The sequence below is a fragment of the Paucibacter sp. PLA-PC-4 genome (genome assembly GCF_026241155.1).
Taxonomy (GTDB): domain Bacteria; phylum Pseudomonadota; class Gammaproteobacteria; order Burkholderiales; family Burkholderiaceae_C; genus Roseateles_E.
This window is the reverse complement of the sequence record NZ_JAPFGP010000008.1, coordinates 75,396-92,750: the sequence shown is the minus strand read 5'-3', so window position 1 is coordinate 92,750 and position 17,355 is coordinate 75,396. Positions and strand designations below refer to the sequence as shown.

Genomic DNA, 17,355 nt, shown 5'->3' with positions numbered 1-17,355 from the left:
TCCTCAGGCTTTGACGCGGAATCCATCGGCATATTTGGCGGGGTCCTTGCCGTCCCAGACCACGCCGTCGATCAGCTTGGAGCTGCGCATCAACTCCTTGGGCACGCTGATCTTCAGTTGGCTGGCGGCCTGCTTGTAGAGTTCCACCTGGTTGATTTGCTTGGCCACGCCCAGATAGTCCGGGTGCTCCTTGATCAGGCCCCAGCGCTTGTGCTGGGTCAGGAACCACATGCCGTCCGAGAGCCACGGGAAGTTCACCGCGCCGTCGTTGAAGAACTTCATGTGATTGGGGTCGTCCCAGGTCTTGCCCATACCGTTCTGGTAGCGGCCCAGAATGCGTTGATTGATCGCGTCGACGCCGGTGTTGACATAGCTCTTCTCGGCAATCGTCTCGGCCATCTTCAGCTTGTTCTGCAGGCCGGCGTCGATCCAGCGGCTGGCTTCCAGCACGGCCATGATGACGGCGCGTGCGGTGTTCGGGTACTTCTTGACGAAGTCGCCGGTGGTGCCCAAGACCTTCTCGGGATGGTCCTTCCAGACGTCCTGGGTGGTGACTGCGGTGATGCCGATGTTGTCGACGATGGCGCGGTGGTTCCAGGGCTCGCCGACGCAGAAGCCGTCCATATTGCCGACCCGCATATTCGCCACCATTTGCGGCGGCGGCACGGTGATGACTTTCGCATCCTTCATCGGGTTGACGCCGACGCTGGCCAGCCAGTAGTACAGCCACATCGCGTGGGTGCCGGTCGGAAAGGTCTGCGCGAAGGTGTATTCGCGCTTTTCCTTGCCCATCAGCGAAGCCAAGCTGGCACCGTCGACCGCGCCCTTGTCGGCCAGCTTCTTCGACAAGGTGATCGCCTGGCCGTTATTGTTGAGTGTCATCAGCACAGCCATGTCCTTCTTCGGACCGCTGACACCCAGATGCACACCGTAGATCAGGCCGTAAAGCACATGGGCCATGTCCAGCTCGCCGTTGACCAGCTTGTCGCGCACGCCGGCCCAGGAGGCTTCCTTGGTCGGGATGATCTTGATGCCGTACTTCTTGTCGAATCCCAGCACCGAGGCCATCACCACCGAGGCGCAGTCGGTCAGCGGGATGAAGCCGATGCGGACCTCTTCCTTCTCCGGCTTGTCGGAACCGGCCGCCCAGACCGTCGGGCTCAGGCCGCCGACGGCCGCCGTCATCGTGGCGCTAGCACCACCCACTAGGAGCTTGCGTCGCTCTTCACTCATGAGCCCACCACCATCCTTCGACGTATTGCTGAAACGCATTGAGAAGACCTCCGAGACAAACCAGAAATGAAAAAAGGCGTCACGATCACCGACCACTCGTGCGACGAGCGGAGGAGATCGGACGCCTTTGTCCTAGAACCTTGTTGAGAGCGGGGCCCACGCCGTTGCGGGCCTCGTGGTCTGTCTAGCAGGAGCCGTGCCAGCGGTATGCCCAGGGAGCGACGCAAGCAGCTGCGCGAAAAGCGCACCGATTGCCGGCGCGATGCGCCAGCCTGGTGCGATCGGGCCTCATGTCGGGCCTCATGTCGGCCGCAGCAGGTTCTGAGCATCGATAACACGCTCCGCGACTTCGGCCAGCGGCACGCCGCGATCCATCGCCAGGCGGCGCAGGCGCTTGTAGGCGGCGTCCTCGTCCAGGCCCGCCTCGCTCATCAGAATGCCTTTGGCACGCTCGATCAGCTTGCGCGCGCTGAGTTGGGCATGGGCCTTGTCCAACTCCTGGCGCAGCGCCAGGTCCTGCTCAAAGCGGGCGATCGCCACCTGCAGCACAGGCGCCAGGCGGTCCGGGCGCAGCCCCGCCACCACATAGGCGCTGACCCCGGCCTTCAGCGCCCGGCGCATCGGGTCATCGCTGCCGTCCTCGGAGAACACCACCACCGGCCGTGGCATCTGCGCATTCAAGGTGGCCAGGTTCTCCATCGTGTCGCGGGTCGGCGACTCGCTGTCGACGATCACCACATCGGGCTTGAGCCGCAGCACGCAGTCATGGATCAAGGTCGCCGAATCGATCACACCAACAACATCACAGCCCTGCCGCGCCAGCTCCTGCTGGATCAGATCGACCCGGTGCGCGCCGTCATCGATCAGCAGCACGCGCAGGCCTGGGGTGGGGGTGTCGGGCGGGGGGCTCATGATGGGCGGGGTGGATATTGCTGCGCTGCAATATCTATGCCGCGAGCGCCACAGTAACTTAACGTTTACGTAAACGTCAATCAAGCCCTAGAATCCAGCCACCCATGCTGCTAAAACGCGGGGACGAAGCCCGGCCCGGCCGAGCCAACACCGCGCAGGAGACATCCAGATGACCGATCTGTCCGCCGAGTACAAGGCCCTGGCCGAGTACCGCCCCACGCACAAGGTGCGCTTCGTCACCGCCGCCAGCCTGTTCGACGGCCATGACGCCGCGATCAACATCATGCGGCGCATTCTGCAGAGCATGGGCGCCGAGGTCATCCATCTGGGCCACAACCGTTCGGTCGACGAGGTCGTCAACGCGGCGCTGCAGGAAGATGCGCAGGGCATTGCGATCAGCTCCTACCAGGGCGGCCATGTCGAGTATTTCAAGTACATGGTCGAGCTCCTGAAGGCGCGCGGCGGCGAGCATATCCAGGTGTTTGGCGGTGGCGGCGGCGTCATCGTGCCCGCTGAGATCCGCGATCTGGCAGCCCACGGCGTGCGCATCTTCAGCCCCGAGGACGGCCAGCGCATGGGCCTGGCCGGCATGATCGGCGAGATGGTGATGAAGAGCGACCAGGACTTCACGGTCCATGCGCCGAAGTCGCTGTCCGCGATCCAGGGCCATGGCGAAGGCGCCTGGCGTGCGCTGGCGCAGCTGATCACGGCGCTGGAAAACGGCAAGGCCGATGCGGCCATCGTGGCCGAACTGCAGGCTGCGGCCAAGACCATCAAGACCCCCGTGCTGGGCATCACCGGCACCGGCGGCGCCGGCAAGAGCAGCCTGACCGACGAGTTGATACGCCGCTTGCGCCTGGACCAGAGCGATGCGCTGCGCGTGGCCGTGATCTCGATCGACCCCTCACGCCGCAAGAGCGGCGGCGCGCTGCTGGGTGACCGCATCCGGATGAACGCGATCAGCCCCTGGAGCCAAGGTCCGCGCGTGTTCATGCGTTCGCTCGCGACGCGCGACTTCGGTTCCGAGATTTCCAAGGCCCTGCCCGATGTCATCGCAGCGGCCAAGCTGGCCGGCTTCGATCTGGTCATCGTCGAGACCTCGGGCATCGGCCAAGGGGACGCGGCCATCGTGCCCCATGTCGACGTGCCGATGTATGTGATGACGCCCGAGTTCGGCGCGGCCAGCCAACTCGAAAAGATCGACATGCTGGACTTCGCCGAGTTCGTCGCGATCAACAAATTCGACCGCAAAGGCTCGCTGGATGCGCTGCGCGATGTCGCCAAGCAGGTGCAGCGCAACAAAGAGGCCTGGGGCAAGAAGCCCGATGAGATGCCGGTCTTCGGCACCATGGCCAGCCGTTTCAACGACGACGGCGTCACCGCGCTGTACCAGGCGCTCAAGGGTCGGCTGGCCGAGCTGGGCCTGCAGTTCGGCGAGGCAAGGTTGCCCATCGTCGACACCCGCCACAGCACGCACCAGACTCCCATCGTGCCGGCCGCGCGTTCGCGCTATCTGGCCGAGATCGCCGACACGGTACGCGGCTACAAAAAGGCCGCCCGGGAGCAGGCCCGCATCGCCCGCGAGGCCCAGCAGCTGCGCGCCTCAATGGCGATGCTCAAGGCCGCCAACCCGGACAAGCACCGCGCGATGGATGCCTTGAACGAGCTGGCCGAGAAGCGCGAGACCGCACTGGATAAGGCCGCCGCCCAGCTGATCGCCCAATGGCCGGACATGCAGAAGGCCTATGCCGGCGACGAATACGTCGTCAAGATCCGTGACAAGGAGATCCGCACCGCCCTGGTCTCGACCAGCCTGTCCGGCACCAAGATTCGCAAGGTCGTGCTGCCGACTTATGAGGATCATGGCGAACTGTTGAAGTGGCTGCTGCTGGAGAACGTGCCCGGAAGTTTTCCCTACACCGCAGGCGTTTTCGCCTTCAAGCGCGAGGGCGAGGACCCGACCCGGATGTTCGCCGGCGAAGGTGATGCCTTCCGCACGAACCGACGCTTCAAGTTGGTCTCCGAGGGCATGCCCGCCAAGCGGCTGTCGACCGCCTTCGACTCGGTGACCTTGTATGGCGCCGACCCCGATCCGCGCCCCGACATCTACGGCAAGGTCGGCAACTCCGGCGTCAGCATCGCGACGCTGGACGATATGAAGGTGCTCTACGACGGTTTCGACTTGTGCAGCCCCACGACTTCCGTCTCGATGACGATCAATGGGCCTGCACCCTCGATCCTGGCGATGTTCATGAACACCGCCATCGACCAGAACCTCGCCAAGTTCAGGAGCGACAACGGCCGCGAGCCAACGGCCGATGAAGCCGCAAAGATCAAGGACTGGGTGCTGGCGAATGTGCGCGGCACGGTGCAGGCCGACATCTTGAAGGAAGACCAGGGCCAGAACACCTGCATCTTCTCGACAGAGTTCTCGCTGAAGGTGATGGGCGATATCGCCGAGTACTTCGTCCACCACAATGTGCGCAACTTCTACTCGGTCTCGATCAGCGGTTATCACATCGCCGAGGCCGGCGCGAATCCGATCAGCCAGCTAGCGCTGACCCTGTCGAACGGCCTGACCTTTGTCGAGGCCTATCTGGCGCGCGGCATGCACATCGACGACTTCGCGCCGAACCTGAGCTTCTTCTTTTCCAATGGCATGGACCCCGAGTACACGGTGCTGGGCCGCGTCGCGCGCCGCATCTGGGCCGTCGCGATGCGCGACAAGTACGGCGCCAACGAGCGCTCGCAAAAGCTCAAGTACCACATCCAGACCTCGGGCCGCTCACTGCACGCGCAAGAGATCGCCTTCAACGACATCCGCACCACCTTGCAGGCGCTGATCGCGATCTACGACAACTGCAATAGCCTGCACACCAATGCCTACGACGAGGCGATCACGACGCCCACCGAGGAAAGCGTGCGCCGTGCGATGGCCATCCAGTTGGTGATCAACCGCGAATGGGGCCTGGCCAAGAACGAGAACCCCAGCCAGGGCGCCTTCATCATCGAGGAGCTGACCGAGCTGGTCGAGGAAGCGGTGCTGGCCGAGTTCGAGAAGATCGCCGAGCGAGGCGGCGTATTGGGCGCGATGGAGACCGGCTACCAGCGCAGCAAGATCCAGGAAGAGAGCATGCACTACGAGATGCTCAAGCACACCGGCGAGTACCCCATCATCGGCGTCAACACCTTCCGCAACCCGCATGGCGAGACCGTGCCGGAGACCATCGAGCTGGCCCGCTCGACCGACGAGGAAAAGCAGTCGCAGCTGGCACGGCTGGCCGACTTCCATGCCCGCAACGCGGCCCAAGCGCCGGCCATGCTGGCCCGTCTTCAGCAAGCCGTGATCGAGAACCGCAATGTCTTCGAGGTGCTGATGGAGGCCGTGCGCGTCTGCTCACTGGGCCAGATCACCAGCGCGCTGTTCGAGGTGGGCGGGCAGTACCGGCGCAGTATGTGAGTCCGGGCGGCAACGCCAGCACAAAGCGCTTTTTGTCCAGCGCGGTCGCGCCGGCGCGCAAGTAAAAGCGCTGCGCGCCCTCGTTCCAGTCCGGCGTCTGCCATTGCAGCTCGGCGCATCCCTGCGCAGCCGCAAAGTCCAGGGCCTGGCGCAGCAGCTTAGCGCCCAGACCCTGGCCGCGCGCCGCTGGCCGCAGATACAGACAATCCATATGGGCGAAGGGCTGCGCGCCCAAAGTCGCGAAGTCCAGCGTCAGGCTGACATAGCCCAGGGCCTGACCTTCACGCCAGGCCAGCCAGGTGTGCAGCCGCCGCGCGGCCAGCGCCGCCGCCAGCCTCGCCTCGAAACCGACATCATCGACACAGGTTGCGAGGCGCTCATAGGCCGCATGCTCGCGGCACAGCGTTGCCAGTGCTGGGGCATCGCCAGGCCCAGCGGCGCCCAGTTCCGCGATCAACTCAGCACTCACAATTGATGGCCGCCGGGTCCATGCTGCCGGGCTGCGCGCCGGTCGCGACCGGATGGCCGTCGCGCTTCCAGAAGTCCAGTCCGCCCAGCAGCTCCTTCACCGAGAAGCCTTGCGCGGCCAGCTTGTAGGCGCCCTTGGTCGAACCATTGCAGCCGATGCCGTCGCAGTAGCAAACATAGGTCTTGCTGCGATCCAGCTGCGCGGTGCTGGACGCATCCATCTTGCGATGCGGGAAGGAGATGGCGCCGGGCACATGGCCGGCGGCATAGGCCTCGGCCGAGCGGGTGTCGACCACCACCAGGGAGCGAACGCCGGCGCGCAGGTCCTCCGCCACATCCCAGGCGTCGGCGTGGTAGTGCAGCTTGGCCAGCATGAAGTCGCGGCTTTGATCGGGCGCCGGTGCAGGATAGGACAGGACGATGGACTCGAAGACTTGCAGTGACATGGTGGATTCCGTCTGAAGTGGTGATGGGGAGCAGCGCCAGTGTCGAGCGGATTGGACTTAGCATTGAGACCGATTTATTTCATGAGATAAGGCCAATGTCACCCACCCGCCTATGGCTTCAGTTGTTCGAGCGCCAGTCAGGCCGAGGACTGGGTCGTCGCGAGCAGCTCTGCGCCAGCCTGCGCCAGGCCATGCTGGGCGGCGAGCTGGCTCATGAGGAGCGGTTGCCCGCCAGCCGGGTCCTTGCGGCCGATCTGGGTCTGTCGCGAGTCACCGTGGAGGCGGCCTATGTCCAGTTGGAGGCCGAGGGCTATCTGCGGCGCCAGACCGGGCGCGGCAGCTTTGTCGCCATCGAGGCCCAACCTCGACCGATGGCGCGGCGCAACCTGGCGCCGCAGGCCGCTGGGCAGACGCTGTCGCAGCGCGGCCAGGCGATTGCGGCGACGGGGGGCTGCGAGGACCCGCGCAGCCCGCGCGCCTTCGCGGCCGGCAGCCCTGATTTGCGCGCCTTTCCGCTGGAAACTTGGCGCCGGCTGATCAACCAGCGCCTGCGCCGCGAGCCGGCGCTGCTGGGCTATGGCGACCCGCAAGGTCATGAGGATCTGTGCGCCGCCATCGCCGGCTATCTGCGCCAGTCGCGCGGCCTGCGCTGCAGCGCCGAACAGGTGCTGGTGCTGACCAGCTCGCAGCAGGGCCTGCAACTCGCGGCGTCGATGCTGCTGGATGCCGGCGACACGGTGTGGATGGAAGAACCCGGCTATCGCGGCGCCAGCACGGCCTTTGCCGCCGCAGGCGCCCGCCTGCAGCCAGTGCGACTGGATACCCAGGGCCTGAACCCCGAGGACGCCACCCTGCCCGCGCCGCGCCTGATCTATCTGACCCCGTCGCACCAATACCCATGCGGCATGGCCCTGAGCCTGGAGCGCCGCCTGGCCCTGCTGGCGCTGGCGCGGCGGCAGCAGGCCTGGATTGTCGAAGACGACTACGACAGCGAGTTCCACTACGAGGGCAGGCCGATGCCGGCGCTGCAAGGCCTGGAGGAGGCGGACGACCCCAGCCGGGTGATCTATCTGGGCACCTTCTCGAAGGTGCTGTTTCCGTCGCTGCGCCTGGCCTATATGGTGCTGCCTGCGGCCCTGGTCGCGCCGCTGGCGGCGGCACGTAGCATCCAGGACGGCCATAGCGCTCAGCTGGCGCAGGCAGTCACCGCCGACTTCATCGGCCAAGGTCATTTCGCCGCCCATCTGCGCCTGATGCGCAGCCTCTACCGGCAGCGCCGTGAAGTCCTGCTGGAGGCGCTGGGGCCGCTGCAGGCCTGGCTGCGGCCCCAGCCCAGCGCCGGCGGACTGCAGCTGGCGGCCCTGCTGCCCGAGGGCAGCGAGGCCGAGCTCAGCCGCGCCGCCGCGTTACAGGGCTTGGTCACGCCTTCGCTAAGCCGGCTCTACCTCTCGGCGCCGCGCCAGGACGGCTGGCTGCTGGGCTATGCGGCCTTGACGCCGACCGAACTCCGCAACGCCGTCCAGCAGTTGGCTCGGCTGAGCATCCCCGCACAGTGATAGTCTTGGTGCTAAGTCAGCCACGCGAGGAGACCTTATGGGCCAAGGCTTCGGAATGGAGACACCCGCCAAGCACCATCCCGGCGCGCTGCGCCAGGCTGCCCGCTATCTGGTGGTGATCGAGTCCGGCGGCGTGATGCTGGCGCGGCTGTTTCTGGAGACACGCGAGCAGATCGCCGAGTTCGATGCCAGCACCGAGGAGATGGCCTCCATGATCAGCGGTGCCGAAGCAACCCAGGGCGCCGGTGGCGCGCAATGGGACCGAGCGCTGGCCGGCCACAGCGCCGACGAGCGCGCGGCCGCCAAGGTCTACCGACTCGCCATCTAGCGACCCAGGCCCTTGCTGACCCTGCACCACTGCCTCAGCGCCCGCTCCTTCCGCCCATTGTGGGCGCTTGAAGAGCTTGGCCTGAACTACCAGCTGATCGTCCTGCCCTTCCCGCCGCGCGTGCACGACAAGGGCTATCTGGCATTGAACCCGCTGGGCACGGTGCCGCTGCTGCTGGACGGCGAGACGCGCATGACCGAATCCGCTGCGATCTGCCAGTATCTGGCAGCAAGACATGACCCCGGCGGTCTTGATGTGGGCATGTCCGAGGCCGATTACGGTGCCTATCTGAACCTGCTGCACTTCGGCGAAGCCACGTTGACCTTTCCGCAGACCCTGCTGCTGCGCTACCGCTTCTTCGAGCCGGCCGAGCGCCGCCAGCCCCAGGTGGCCGAGGACTATGCCAAATGGTTTCTGGCCCGGCTGCGCACGCTGGAGCCGCGCCTGGCTGAGCAGGACTGGCTCTGCGCCGGACGATTCACGGCGGCCGACATCTCGGTGGGCTATGCACTGATGCTGGCCAGCCATCTGGGGCTGGATGCGCAGTTCTCGCCGGCCGTGGCCGCATACTGGGCGCGGCTGCAGCAGCGCGACGGCTGGCGCCGCGCGTTGGCCGTGCAGACTGAGGCCGCCCAGGCCCAGGGCATCTCGCCCATCGCCGCGCCCGATATCCGCCCCTAGGACAGGTTAAACGAGAAGCGGCCAGAATCCGCCCCCATGGATTCACTCTCGCAAATCGCGCTGGGCGCCGCCGTCGGCGTCGCTGTGATGGGCCGCCGAACGGCCTTGTGGAAGGCAGCGGCTTGGGGTGCCGTTTGCGGCACCCTGCCCGATCTGGACGCATTCATCGACCACGGCGATGCGCTCAGCAATATGGTGCTGCACCGGGGAAATAGCCATGCGCTGTTCTGGCTGAGCATGGCCGCCGTGCCGATCGCGGCCGGCATTGCCGTGCTGCAGCGCGAACGCGCGCTGTTCGGGCGCTGGCTATTGGCGGTCTGGCTCGCCCTGATCACGCATCCGCTGCTGGACTACATGACGATATACGGTACTCAGCTGCTGCGCCCCTTCAGCAGCGAGCCGCTGGGCCTGGGCAGCATCTTCATCATCGACCCGCTCTACACGCTACCACTGCTGATCGGCACCGGCGCTGCCCTGGCCGGCGGCGCGCGGTCGCTGCGCTGGAACGCGGCCGGCCTGCTGCTCTCGACCGCCTATCTGGGCTGGAGCGCACTGGCCCAGCAGCATGTCGAGCAGCTGGCGCGTCAGAGTCTGACCGGTCAGCCTGTGCAGCGGCTGCTGGTCACGCCCAGCCCCTTCAACACGGTGCTGTGGCGCATCGTCGCGATCACTCCCGATGGCTATCGTGAAGGCTTCTACTCGCTGCTGGATGCCGGCGCGACGATACGCTTCGAGCGCTTTGAGCGTGGCGAAGCGCTCTACGAGGCCTTGAAGACCCACCCGCCGGTCGCGACCCTGGCCGACTTCAGCGACGGCTTCTTCAAGCTGGAGCGCAGGGCCGACCAGGTGCTGATTACCGATCTGCGCATGGGCCAGGAACCGAACTACACCTTCAGCTTTGTCGTCGCCGAGCAGCACTCGCCCTTGCGGCCGCTGGCCCGCCCGCAGCTGGCCGGCTCGCGCGGCGATCTGCAGGCGGGTCTGGCCTGGCTGTGGCGCCGCCTGCGCGGCGAGGACATCGCGCCGCCGCGCTGAACTTCTCGCTGGCATGCATCCTGCTGATGCAGAATCAGTGCGACAAAGCGCCAGGGAGCGTCCAATGGAACTGCTGCGGAATCTGCGTATCGGCCGGCGTCTGGGCCTGGCATTCGGACTGGTCCTGCTCTTGCTGGCCGTCGTCAGCTGGGTCGGCGTGCAAGGCAGCACGCGCGTCTTTGCGGACCTGAAGACGATTTACGAGGACCGCACGATTCCGCTCAAACAGATCGGCGAGGTCGACGGGCTGATGCTGCGCAACCGCATCCTGGTGATGGAGATGCTGCGCGACCCGGCCGCGCTGCCGGCGCTGGACAGCCAGCTGCAAGCCAATATCGCCCAGGTCAGCAAGACCTGGAAGGCTTATATGGACAGCTATCTGACGCCGCAGGAAAAACAGCTGGCCGAGGCCTTCACCCAGGTGCGCGGCAGCTATGTGCGCGATGGCCTGCTGGCTGCCCGCGACGCGCTGAAGGCCGGCGAGGTGGAGCGCGCCCAGACCCTGTACGGCGAACGCATCGTGCCACTGGGCCAGCAGGCCAAGGACGGCATCGACGCGCTGATCAAGCTGCAGATCGAAGTGGCCGCCGCCAGCTACAGCCAGGCCCAGGCCACCCGCGACAGCGTGCGCGCCTGGAGTTTTGGTGTCAGCCTGGCCGCGGCGCTGATCGCGGTGGTGGCCGGCCTGATGAGCACCCGCTCGATCACCGGCCCGATGCGGGAGGCGGTGAGCTTCGCGCAGACCGTGGCCAGCGGTGATCTGCGCGCCGCAGCCGCCGTCCAGGGCCGCGACGAGGCGGCCCAGCTGATGACCGCGCTGAACCAGATGAACGGCTCGCTGGTGCAGATCGTCTCCCAGGTGCGCGACAGCAGCGAGAGTATCGCCACCGGCTCGCGCGAGATCGCCAGCGGCAGCATCGACCTGTCCCAGCGCACCGAAGAGCAGGCCAGCAATCTGCAGCAGACAGCCGCCTCGATGGAAGAACTCTCCAGCACGGTGCGCAACAACGCCGACACCGCCGCCCAAGCCAATGCGCTGGCCTCGGCCGCCGCTGCTGCCGCCGGCCAGGGCGGCACGGTGGTGGCCCAGGTCGTCAACACCATGCAAGGCATTGCCGAGGCCTCCAAGCGCATCGCCGACATCATCGGCACCATTGACGGCATCGCCTTCCAGACCAACATCCTGGCGCTGAACGCGGCGGTGGAAGCGGCTCGGGCCGGCGAGCAGGGCCGCGGCTTCGCGGTCGTCGCCGCCGAGGTGCGCGCGCTGGCCCAGCGCTCGGCCCAGGCGGCGCGCGAGATCAAGGTGCTGATCAATGACAGTGTCAGCCAGGTCGAGTCGGGCTCGCGCCTGGCTGACAATGCCGGCAGCGCGATGGGTGGCATCGTCGAGCAGGTGCGCCAGGTCAGCCAGCTGATCGCCGAGATCGCCGGCGCCAGCAGCGAGCAAAGCAAGGGCATCGGCCAGATCGGCGACGCAGTCAACCAGCTCGATCAGGTCACGCAACAGAACGCCGCCCTGGTCGAGGAAAGCACCGCCGCTGCCGAAAGCCTGCAGCACCAGGCCGCCGAGCTCGCGCGTCTGGTCGGGGTGTTCCAGCTGGCACGTTGAGCAGGGCCTCGGAGGCTGAAAATTTTTCGGAGCGAGCCGTTGCCAGACTAGGCGGACGCAACACACGAACCGGTGCGTACTTGGGTACGTGAGGATTCCGAGCACCGCCCGACGGCACATCGCGGCGGCGCAGCAGAAAAATCCTCAGGCTCTCAGCCCGGCTTCTGGAACTCCGCCGCGATCCAGGCGCTGGCGCTGGCGCGGCTGAGCTTAAAGCTCGGCCGCACCTTCACCTCGGCCAGCTGCGTGCCCATCTCATCATGCGCGCTCAGCAGCGCATAGGGCTCGTCCTCGTCGGGCACGATGTCCAGCCGCACCTCGATCTGGGCGCTGTCGGTGGTGATGCGCAGGCTCTGATGCAGCTGAGCATGCAGCTGCTGCTCATGGCGGCGCAAGACCTCGGAGGCGGTCTTCACCAGTGTGTTGAAGGCGTTGACGTCCAGCGGCTTGGGATTCTTCTTGTCGCGCCCCATGGTCCAGGGGCCAACCAGGGCCGGCTCGCTCTGGCCTGCCAGAATCATCGCGACGGCCCAGCCCTCGTCGTCCTCGTTCTTGATCACGCGGGCGGTCCAGCGGGCGTCCTGCCACAGGCGCGGCTCCTGGATATCGGGGCGTTCGGTGTTGTCGGCGTCGGACATGGCGGCTTCATTCAGGGCGGGCGCGCAGCATACCTCGCCGCCGGGCCGCCAAGGGTGTAAAACAGAGGTCCCGACGCCCGATCACGGAGGCTGCCCATGAGTTCTCTCTCGCCCACCCTGCCGTCCCTTGCACCGCTGCCCGAGCAGGCGCTGCTGATCGATGTGCGCTCCTACAGTGAGTACATGTCCGGCCATGTGCCCGGCGCGCGCTGCATCCCGCTGCCGCAGCTGGCCGAGCAGATTGCCCATCTGGCGCCGGATCGGGCCACGCCCATCATCCTGTACTGCGCCTCCGGGGCGCGCTCCGAGCAGGCCCTGGGCCTGCTGCAGCAGCAGGGCTATACCGAGGCCTATAACGGCGGCGGCGCCGTGCAGCTGGCTGAGCGGCTGCGATGTCCGCTGGAGCGGGGCCTGTGAGCACGCTGGCCCAGTACCGCCGGCGTGCCCCCTTCTACGATCTGGAGCTGGCGCCCTTCGAGCCGCTGCGGCGCAGCGCCATTGCCAGTCTCTGCCTGCAGCCCGGCCAGCGCGTGCTGGACCTGGGTTGCGGCACCGGCCTGAGCCTGCCGGGCCTGCTGCAGCAGGTCGGGCCCCGCGGCCATGTCACAGCGATCGAGCAATGCCCGGAGATGCTGGAGCAGGCCCGCCGTCGGGTCGCCGCCCAGGGCTGGCGCAATGTCTCGCTGCTGGCCGCCGGGGTGGCCGAGGCACCGCTGAGCGGGCGCTGCGACGCCGCGCTTTTCCATTTCACGCACGACATCCTGCAGCAGCCGCAGGCGCTGCGGCATGTGGCCGCGCACCTCAAGCCGGGAGCGGCGCTCGCGGCCACCGGCCTGGTGTGGGCGCCGCCCTGGGCGGTGCTCAGCAATCTCTTCGTGCTCGGCGCGGCCCTGCATTCAATGGCCTCACTGGCCGGCCTGGACCACCCCTGGGCCGGGCTGCTGGAGCTGACCGGCGAGCTGGACCTGCGCTACCACTGCATGGGCACGGTCTACCAAGCCACAGGCCGCATGCTCTGATCCTTCGCTCAGGGCACGACCGCCAGGAACAGAAACACCGCGAACAGCACCAGGTGTACCGCGCCCTGCAGCACCGTCGCACGGCCGGCGCCCAGGGTCAGCGTGCCGACGACAAAGGTCAGCAGCAGCAACACCATGCTGACCGGCTCCAGCCCCAGCACCAGCGCATGCGGGAAGAACAGCGAGAGCACGGCCACCGCCGGAATCGTCAGTCCGATGCTGGCAAGGCCGGAGCCCAGCGCCAGGTTCAGACTGGTCTGCAGCCGGTTGTGCATCGCCGCGCGTACCGCGGCCAGCGTCTCCGGGGCCAGCACCAGCAGGGCCACGATCACCCCCACCAGCGCGCTCGGCGCGCCGATGCTGCGCACCGCGTTCTCGATGCTGGGCGCCAGCAGCTTGGCCAGACCGACAACGCCGACCAGGCAGACCATCAGCAGCGCTAGGCTGGCCAGCGCGATCTTGTTGCCGGGCGGCGCGGCATGGGCGTGGTGATCGTCCACCCCCTCGGCCGGCAGGAAGTAGTCGCGATGACGCACCGCCTGCACGAACACAAAGGCCGCGTACAGCACCAACGAGACGACGCCGGCAAACATCAGCTGGCTCTGCGAGAAGGTGGGGCCGCGTGTGCTGGTCGTAAAGGCCGGCAACACCAGGGTCAAGGTCGACAGCGCGGCCAGCACCGCCAGCGTCGGGCTCGTGCCCTCGATGCGGAAGGCCAGCACCCGGTGACGCATGCCGCCGACCAAGATGCACAGACCCACCACACCGTTGCAGACGATCATGATGGCCGAGAACACCGTGTCGCGCGCCAGCGCATTGGCACTCTCGCCGCCGGCCAGCATCAGCGACACGATCAGCGCCACCTCGATAATGGTGACCGCCACCGCCAGCACCAGCGATCCATAGGGCTCGCCGACACGGTGGGCCACCACCTCGGCATGGTGGACTGCGGCCAGCACCGCAGCGATCAGGCACAGCGACACCAGCGCGATCAGCAGTCCCGACAAGGCCGCGCCACCCAGCAGCAGCAATAGGGCCACTGCCGCCAGCGGCGACAGCAGGCTCCACAGGGGCAGGGCGAGGGGGAGTTTCTTCAGTGGATTTGGCATGGTTCGAGCATAAAGGCAAGACCGAACCCCGCCGTGGGTGTGCCGGCTAAGGTGTCGGATCCGCGCGGGTCGCGACCTGCGGCGATGGCGGATCGGAGCGCGGGCGAGGCGGCAGCAAGCGGTCGAACTCGCGCAGCGTCTGGTCCACGTCGAGCGGCTTGGTCCAGTAGCCGACAAAGCCCTGCGCCCGCGCGGCCGCCACATCCTCTTCCGCCGCCGCCGCCGACACCATGATGGCAGGCACGTCGGCCATGGCCTCGATGCGACGCAAGGCCGGCAGCAGCGCCATGCCGCTGATATCGGGCAGGTGCATATCGAGCAGCAGCAACTCGGGAGGCGCCGCTCGGGCGGCCGCCAAGGCGCTGGCACCATCGGTGGCCAAGCTCAGTCGCAGACCTGGTCGCATACCGACAATGGCCTCCATCAGCATCGCGTTGACCGGATTGTCCTCGACATAGAGTACCGTGCCACACGCGCCGCCGGCCCCTGCGTCGAGCGCAGCCGCCGGGTGGTCGCCGGGCCGGTCGAACGCTGCACCCAGGCCGACCGGCATCGCCAGATGGACCTCGAAGCGGCAACCGGCACCGGGCTCGCTGTGCAGGGTCAGACGGCCACCCATCAATGTGACCAGATGCCGCGAGATCACCAGCCCCAGGCCATAGCCCTCCACGGTGGTCTTTTCGGCGCCCAATCGCTGGAAGGGTTGAAACAGCTCGGCCTGCTGTCGCGCCGACAGTCCTGGTCCGGTGTCGGACACCGCGATGCACAGCCCGCCGTCGAGCTCCTGGACGCTCAGGCGTACATGGCCGCCGGGGCGGTTGTACTTGATGGCGTTAGACAGCAGGTTCAGCAGTACCTGCTGCAAACGCAGCGCATCGGCCTGCACGGCCAGCCCGGCCGCCACCTCCAGTGGTAGCAAGGCCACGCCGGCTGAACCTGCCTGCGGCTGCATCTGGCTTAACGCCAACTCCAGCTGCGGCGCCAATTCCAGCGTCTGCATCTGAACCTCCATCTGCCCCGCCTCCAGCCGCGTCACTTCCAGCACCTGATTGATCAACTGCAGCAGATGCTGGCCGGAGCTGCGCAACAGGCGCAGCCGCTCCTGCTGCTCAATGCTGAGGTTGTCGGCCTTATCGCTCTCCAGCAGTTGGGCAAAGCCCAGGATGCCATTCAGCGGCGTGCGCAGCTCGTGGCTGACGCGCGACAGGAACTCGTTGCGCGCACGATGCACCCGCTCAAGCGTCTGCTGCTCAGCCACCGCCGCCTGCATTTGCTTGCGCTCGGTGATGTCAGCGATATGCCCATGCCAGAGTATGGAGCCATGGGCCAGATGACGCTGGGTGGCCTGCAGCTCATGCCAGCGCGGACTGCCATCCGGCGCGCGCAGGCGATAGATGCAGTGCAAATCGCTGCCCTCGCGGGCGGCCTGTCGCATCGCAACCTGCAGCGCCTGCCGGTCGTCGGCATGGAGCTGACGAAACACTTGATCGGCCGAGGCCCGCGCCTGGTCCGGCGTGACTGCGTAGAGCCGACGTATCGCCTCACTGGCATACGGAAAGTGCAGACCCCCATCGGCCAGTTGCAGCAACTGGAACACCAGGCCAGGCGCCTGGTCGGCGGCACGCTTGATGCGCAGCATCTCGTCCTCGATGCGCCGGCGCTGGCGTATCGGCGCCAGCACCATGTCGAGCACGGCGCTGTCATCGGCCTCTCGCCTACCGGTGTAGACCAGCACATCCGGACTGCCGCCTTCCGACTGGCGCAGCGTCAGCGCGAATTCCTCGACATGGCCGTGCAGCTGCAACAGTGGTTGGAGGTAGCTCTGGTAGAGCACCCGGGAGGCATTGCTGAGCAGCCGGTCGAAAGGCTGACCGACGATCTGCTCGGCCGACAGTTGCACCAGGCGGCACAGCGCCCGGTTCACCGTCAGCACGATGCCGCGCGCATCCAGGCTGAGGCAGCCGCAGGGCCACGTGGCCAACTCGGCAGCCTCCACCGGCAGGGACGGAGCGCCTGACTGCACGGTCTAGTGCTCCGCCAGGTAGCGGCGAATCAGCTCGGCCGTTTCCTGCGGGTGAGTCATGTGGGGGCAGTGCCCCGAGGCCTCGATCACGGCCAGCGTGCTGGCCGGCAGATGGCTATGCACATACTCGCCGACGGCACGCGGCGCGATCGCGTCGTCCGAGCACTGGATCACCAGCGACGGCACCGGCGCCAGCGTCAGATCGGCCCGGTTGTCGGCAAAAAAGGTCGCGATCGCAAAGCGGTGCGCGATATAGGGGTCGGAGGCGCAAAAGCTCTCACGCAGCTCTCGGGTCATTTCGGCCGAGCTGCCAGCCCCCATCACCTGAGGCGCAAGGAAACTGGCCCAGCCCACCATATTGCTCTCCATCATATCGATCAAGCCATCGATGTCTTCACGCTCGAAGCCTCCGATGTAGCCGGTCGGCGGCTCGTTCAGATAACGCGGCGACGGCCCGATCATCACCAGCCGCGAAAAGTGTTGAGGCGCAGCAATCGCGGCTAGCAAGCCGATCATCGCGCTGACGGAGTGGCCGACAAACACTGCATCGCTGAGCTCGGCGGCCGCCATGATCTCCACCACATCCTGCGCATAGCCGCGCAAACTCGAGTGGCGACCCGGCTCATAGGCGGCCGTGTCCGAGCGGCCGCAGCCGATATGGTCGAACAGCAGCACCTGATGATCGGCCTCGAATTGTGGAGCGACAAAGCGCCACATCTGCTGGTCACAGCCGAAGCCATGGGCGAACACAAGCGTCGGCTGGCCCTGTCCGCGCTGCACCACGTTATTGCGTTTGAAGATATCGATTGCCCCGGCCATCAGTCGCCTCCGTCGG

16 protein-coding genes are annotated in these 17,355 nt (G+C 66.6%); 8 read left to right on the top strand and 8 right to left on the bottom strand.

Annotated features, from left to right (window positions below; all coding sequences use genetic code 11):
• Positions 1–3: 3 nt before the first annotated feature.
• Together OOZ63_RS14000 and OOZ63_RS13995 are read right to left on the bottom strand one after the other, a co-directional pair.
• Positions 4–1,185, bottom strand: a complete 1,182-nt coding sequence (locus tag OOZ63_RS14000) for a CmpA/NrtA family ABC transporter substrate-binding protein (RefSeq protein ID WP_266006328.1) — start codon at positions 1,183–1,185, stop codon at positions 4–6.
• A gap of 348 nt (positions 1,186–1,533) precedes the next feature.
• Positions 1,534–2,145 carry an ANTAR domain-containing response regulator gene (locus tag OOZ63_RS13995; protein ID WP_266006149.1) on the bottom strand — a complete coding sequence of 204 codons (612 nt, stop codon included), beginning with the start codon at positions 2,143–2,145 and terminating at the stop codon, positions 1,534–1,536.
• A 169-nt stretch (positions 2,146–2,314) separates the two neighbouring features.
• Here OOZ63_RS13995 and icmF point away from each other — a divergent pair, with 169 nt between their 5' ends.
• Positions 2,315–5,605 (top strand): fused isobutyryl-CoA mutase/GTPase IcmF, encoded by a 3,291-nt coding sequence (gene icmF, locus OOZ63_RS13990; RefSeq protein WP_266006148.1) that lies wholly within the window; start codon positions 2,315–2,317, stop codon positions 5,603–5,605.
• Here the strand turns inward: icmF and OOZ63_RS13985 are convergent.
• Both OOZ63_RS13985 and OOZ63_RS13980 read right to left on the bottom strand, forming a co-directional pair.
• Positions 5,556–6,062: a GNAT family N-acetyltransferase gene (locus OOZ63_RS13985; RefSeq protein WP_266006146.1), complete on the bottom strand. Its 507-nt coding sequence runs from the start codon at positions 6,060–6,062 to the stop codon at positions 5,556–5,558. The two genes, icmF and OOZ63_RS13985, sit on opposite strands and share 50 nt — an antisense overlap.
• A 1-nt stretch (position 6,063) precedes the next feature.
• Positions 6,064–6,519 carry a rhodanese-like domain-containing protein gene (locus tag OOZ63_RS13980; RefSeq protein ID WP_266006145.1) on the bottom strand — a complete coding sequence of 152 codons (456 nt, stop codon included), beginning with the start codon at positions 6,517–6,519 and terminating at the stop codon, positions 6,064–6,066.
• Positions 6,520–6,614: 95 nt separating this feature from the next.
• On the opposite strand from OOZ63_RS13980, the gene OOZ63_RS13975 reads away from it, so the two are divergent.
• The 5 genes from OOZ63_RS13975 to OOZ63_RS29085 all read left to right on the top strand — a co-directional run bounded on the left by OOZ63_RS13975 (position 6,615) and on the right by OOZ63_RS29085 (position 11,731).
• Complete coding sequence (locus tag OOZ63_RS13975; protein ID WP_266006144.1) at positions 6,615–8,075, top strand: PLP-dependent aminotransferase family protein; 1,461 nt, start codon at positions 6,615–6,617, stop codon at positions 8,073–8,075.
• A gap of 37 nt (positions 8,076–8,112) precedes the next feature.
• On the top strand, positions 8,113–8,403 hold the full coding sequence (locus OOZ63_RS13970; protein ID WP_266006143.1) for a hypothetical protein: 291 nt from the start codon (positions 8,113–8,115) through the stop codon (positions 8,401–8,403).
• 12 nt (positions 8,404–8,415) lie between these two features.
• Positions 8,416–9,084 carry a glutathione S-transferase family protein gene (locus tag OOZ63_RS13965; RefSeq protein ID WP_266006142.1) on the top strand — a complete coding sequence of 223 codons (669 nt, stop codon included), beginning with the start codon at positions 8,416–8,418 and terminating at the stop codon, positions 9,082–9,084.
• Between the two features lie 36 nt (positions 9,085–9,120).
• Positions 9,121–10,119 carry a metal-dependent hydrolase gene (locus OOZ63_RS13960; RefSeq protein ID WP_266006141.1) on the top strand — a complete coding sequence of 333 codons (999 nt, stop codon included), beginning with the start codon at positions 9,121–9,123 and terminating at the stop codon, positions 10,117–10,119.
• 64 nt (positions 10,120–10,183) lie between these two features.
• Positions 10,184–11,731, top strand: coding sequence for a methyl-accepting chemotaxis protein (locus tag OOZ63_RS29085; RefSeq protein WP_323055748.1), 1,548 nt, complete (start codon positions 10,184–10,186; stop codon positions 11,729–11,731).
• 152 nt (positions 11,732–11,883) lie between these two features.
• Here the strand turns inward: OOZ63_RS29085 and OOZ63_RS13945 are convergent, their stop codons facing one another.
• The gene (locus tag OOZ63_RS13945) at positions 11,884–12,369 is read right to left on the bottom strand and encodes a hypothetical protein (protein ID WP_137944820.1); all 486 of its coding nucleotides are present in this window, start codon (positions 12,367–12,369) and stop codon (positions 11,884–11,886) included.
• A gap of 96 nt (positions 12,370–12,465) precedes the next feature.
• Here OOZ63_RS13945 and OOZ63_RS13940 point away from each other — a divergent pair, with 96 nt between their 5' ends.
• Together OOZ63_RS13940 and OOZ63_RS13935 are read left to right on the top strand one after the other, a co-directional pair.
• Complete coding sequence (locus OOZ63_RS13940) at positions 12,466–12,786, top strand: rhodanese-like domain-containing protein (RefSeq protein WP_266006140.1); 321 nt, start codon at positions 12,466–12,468, stop codon at positions 12,784–12,786.
• The gene (locus tag OOZ63_RS13935; protein WP_266006139.1) at positions 12,783–13,388 is read left to right on the top strand and encodes a class I SAM-dependent methyltransferase; all 606 of its coding nucleotides are present in this window, start codon (positions 12,783–12,785) and stop codon (positions 13,386–13,388) included. The genes OOZ63_RS13940 and OOZ63_RS13935 overlap by 4 nt, the downstream gene beginning before the upstream one ends.
• A gap of 8 nt (positions 13,389–13,396) precedes the next feature.
• On the opposite strand, the gene OOZ63_RS13930 is transcribed toward OOZ63_RS13935, so the two are convergent.
• Genes OOZ63_RS13930 through OOZ63_RS13920 form a run of 3 tightly spaced genes read right to left on the bottom strand, consistent with a single transcriptional unit; the run spans position 13,397 to position 17,339 of the window.
• On the bottom strand, positions 13,397–14,497 hold the full coding sequence (locus tag OOZ63_RS13930) for a calcium:proton antiporter (protein ID WP_266006137.1): 1,101 nt from the start codon (positions 14,495–14,497) through the stop codon (positions 13,397–13,399).
• Positions 14,498–14,543: 46 nt separating this feature from the next.
• Positions 14,544–16,520: a PAS domain-containing hybrid sensor histidine kinase/response regulator gene (locus tag OOZ63_RS13925; protein WP_266006136.1), complete on the bottom strand. Its 1,977-nt coding sequence runs from the start codon at positions 16,518–16,520 to the stop codon at positions 14,544–14,546.
• Between the two features lie 3 nt (positions 16,521–16,523).
• A complete protein-coding gene (locus tag OOZ63_RS13920; protein ID WP_266006135.1) occupies positions 16,524–17,339 on the bottom strand; it encodes an alpha/beta fold hydrolase in 816 nt (271 codons plus the stop codon).
• Between the last annotated feature and the right edge of the window lie 16 nt (positions 17,340–17,355).

What these genes read in the sequence shown, in the direction of transcription:
- OOZ63_RS13945 (WP_137944820.1), bottom strand. Translation starts at nt 12,369, where the DNA reads ATGTCCGACGCCGACAACACCGAACGCCCCGATATCCAGGAGCCGCGC.
- OOZ63_RS13920 (WP_266006135.1), bottom strand. Translation starts at nt 17,339, where the DNA reads ATGGCCGGGGCAATCGATATCTTCAAACGCAATAACGTGGTGCAGCGC.
- OOZ63_RS13960 (WP_266006141.1), top strand. Translation starts at nt 9,121, where the DNA reads ATGGATTCACTCTCGCAAATCGCGCTGGGCGCCGCCGTCGGCGTCGCT.
- OOZ63_RS13940 (WP_266006140.1), top strand. Translation starts at nt 12,466, where the DNA reads ATGAGTTCTCTCTCGCCCACCCTGCCGTCCCTTGCACCGCTGCCCGAG.
- icmF (WP_266006148.1), top strand. Translation starts at nt 2,315, where the DNA reads ATGACCGATCTGTCCGCCGAGTACAAGGCCCTGGCCGAGTACCGCCCC.
- OOZ63_RS29085 (WP_323055748.1), top strand. Translation starts at nt 10,184, where the DNA reads ATGGAACTGCTGCGGAATCTGCGTATCGGCCGGCGTCTGGGCCTGGCA.
- OOZ63_RS13975 (WP_266006144.1), top strand. Translation starts at nt 6,615, where the DNA reads ATGTCACCCACCCGCCTATGGCTTCAGTTGTTCGAGCGCCAGTCAGGC.
- OOZ63_RS13980 (WP_266006145.1), bottom strand. Translation starts at nt 6,519, where the DNA reads ATGTCACTGCAAGTCTTCGAGTCCATCGTCCTGTCCTATCCTGCACCG.
- OOZ63_RS13970 (WP_266006143.1), top strand. Translation starts at nt 8,113, where the DNA reads ATGGGCCAAGGCTTCGGAATGGAGACACCCGCCAAGCACCATCCCGGC.
- OOZ63_RS13995 (WP_266006149.1), bottom strand. Translation starts at nt 2,145, where the DNA reads ATGAGCCCCCCGCCCGACACCCCCACCCCAGGCCTGCGCGTGCTGCTG.
- OOZ63_RS13930 (WP_266006137.1), bottom strand. Translation starts at nt 14,497, where the DNA reads ATGCCAAATCCACTGAAGAAACTCCCCCTCGCCCTGCCCCTGTGGAGC.
- OOZ63_RS14000 (WP_266006328.1), bottom strand. Translation starts at nt 1,185, where the DNA reads ATGACGGCGGCCGTCGGCGGCCTGAGCCCGACGGTCTGGGCGGCCGGT.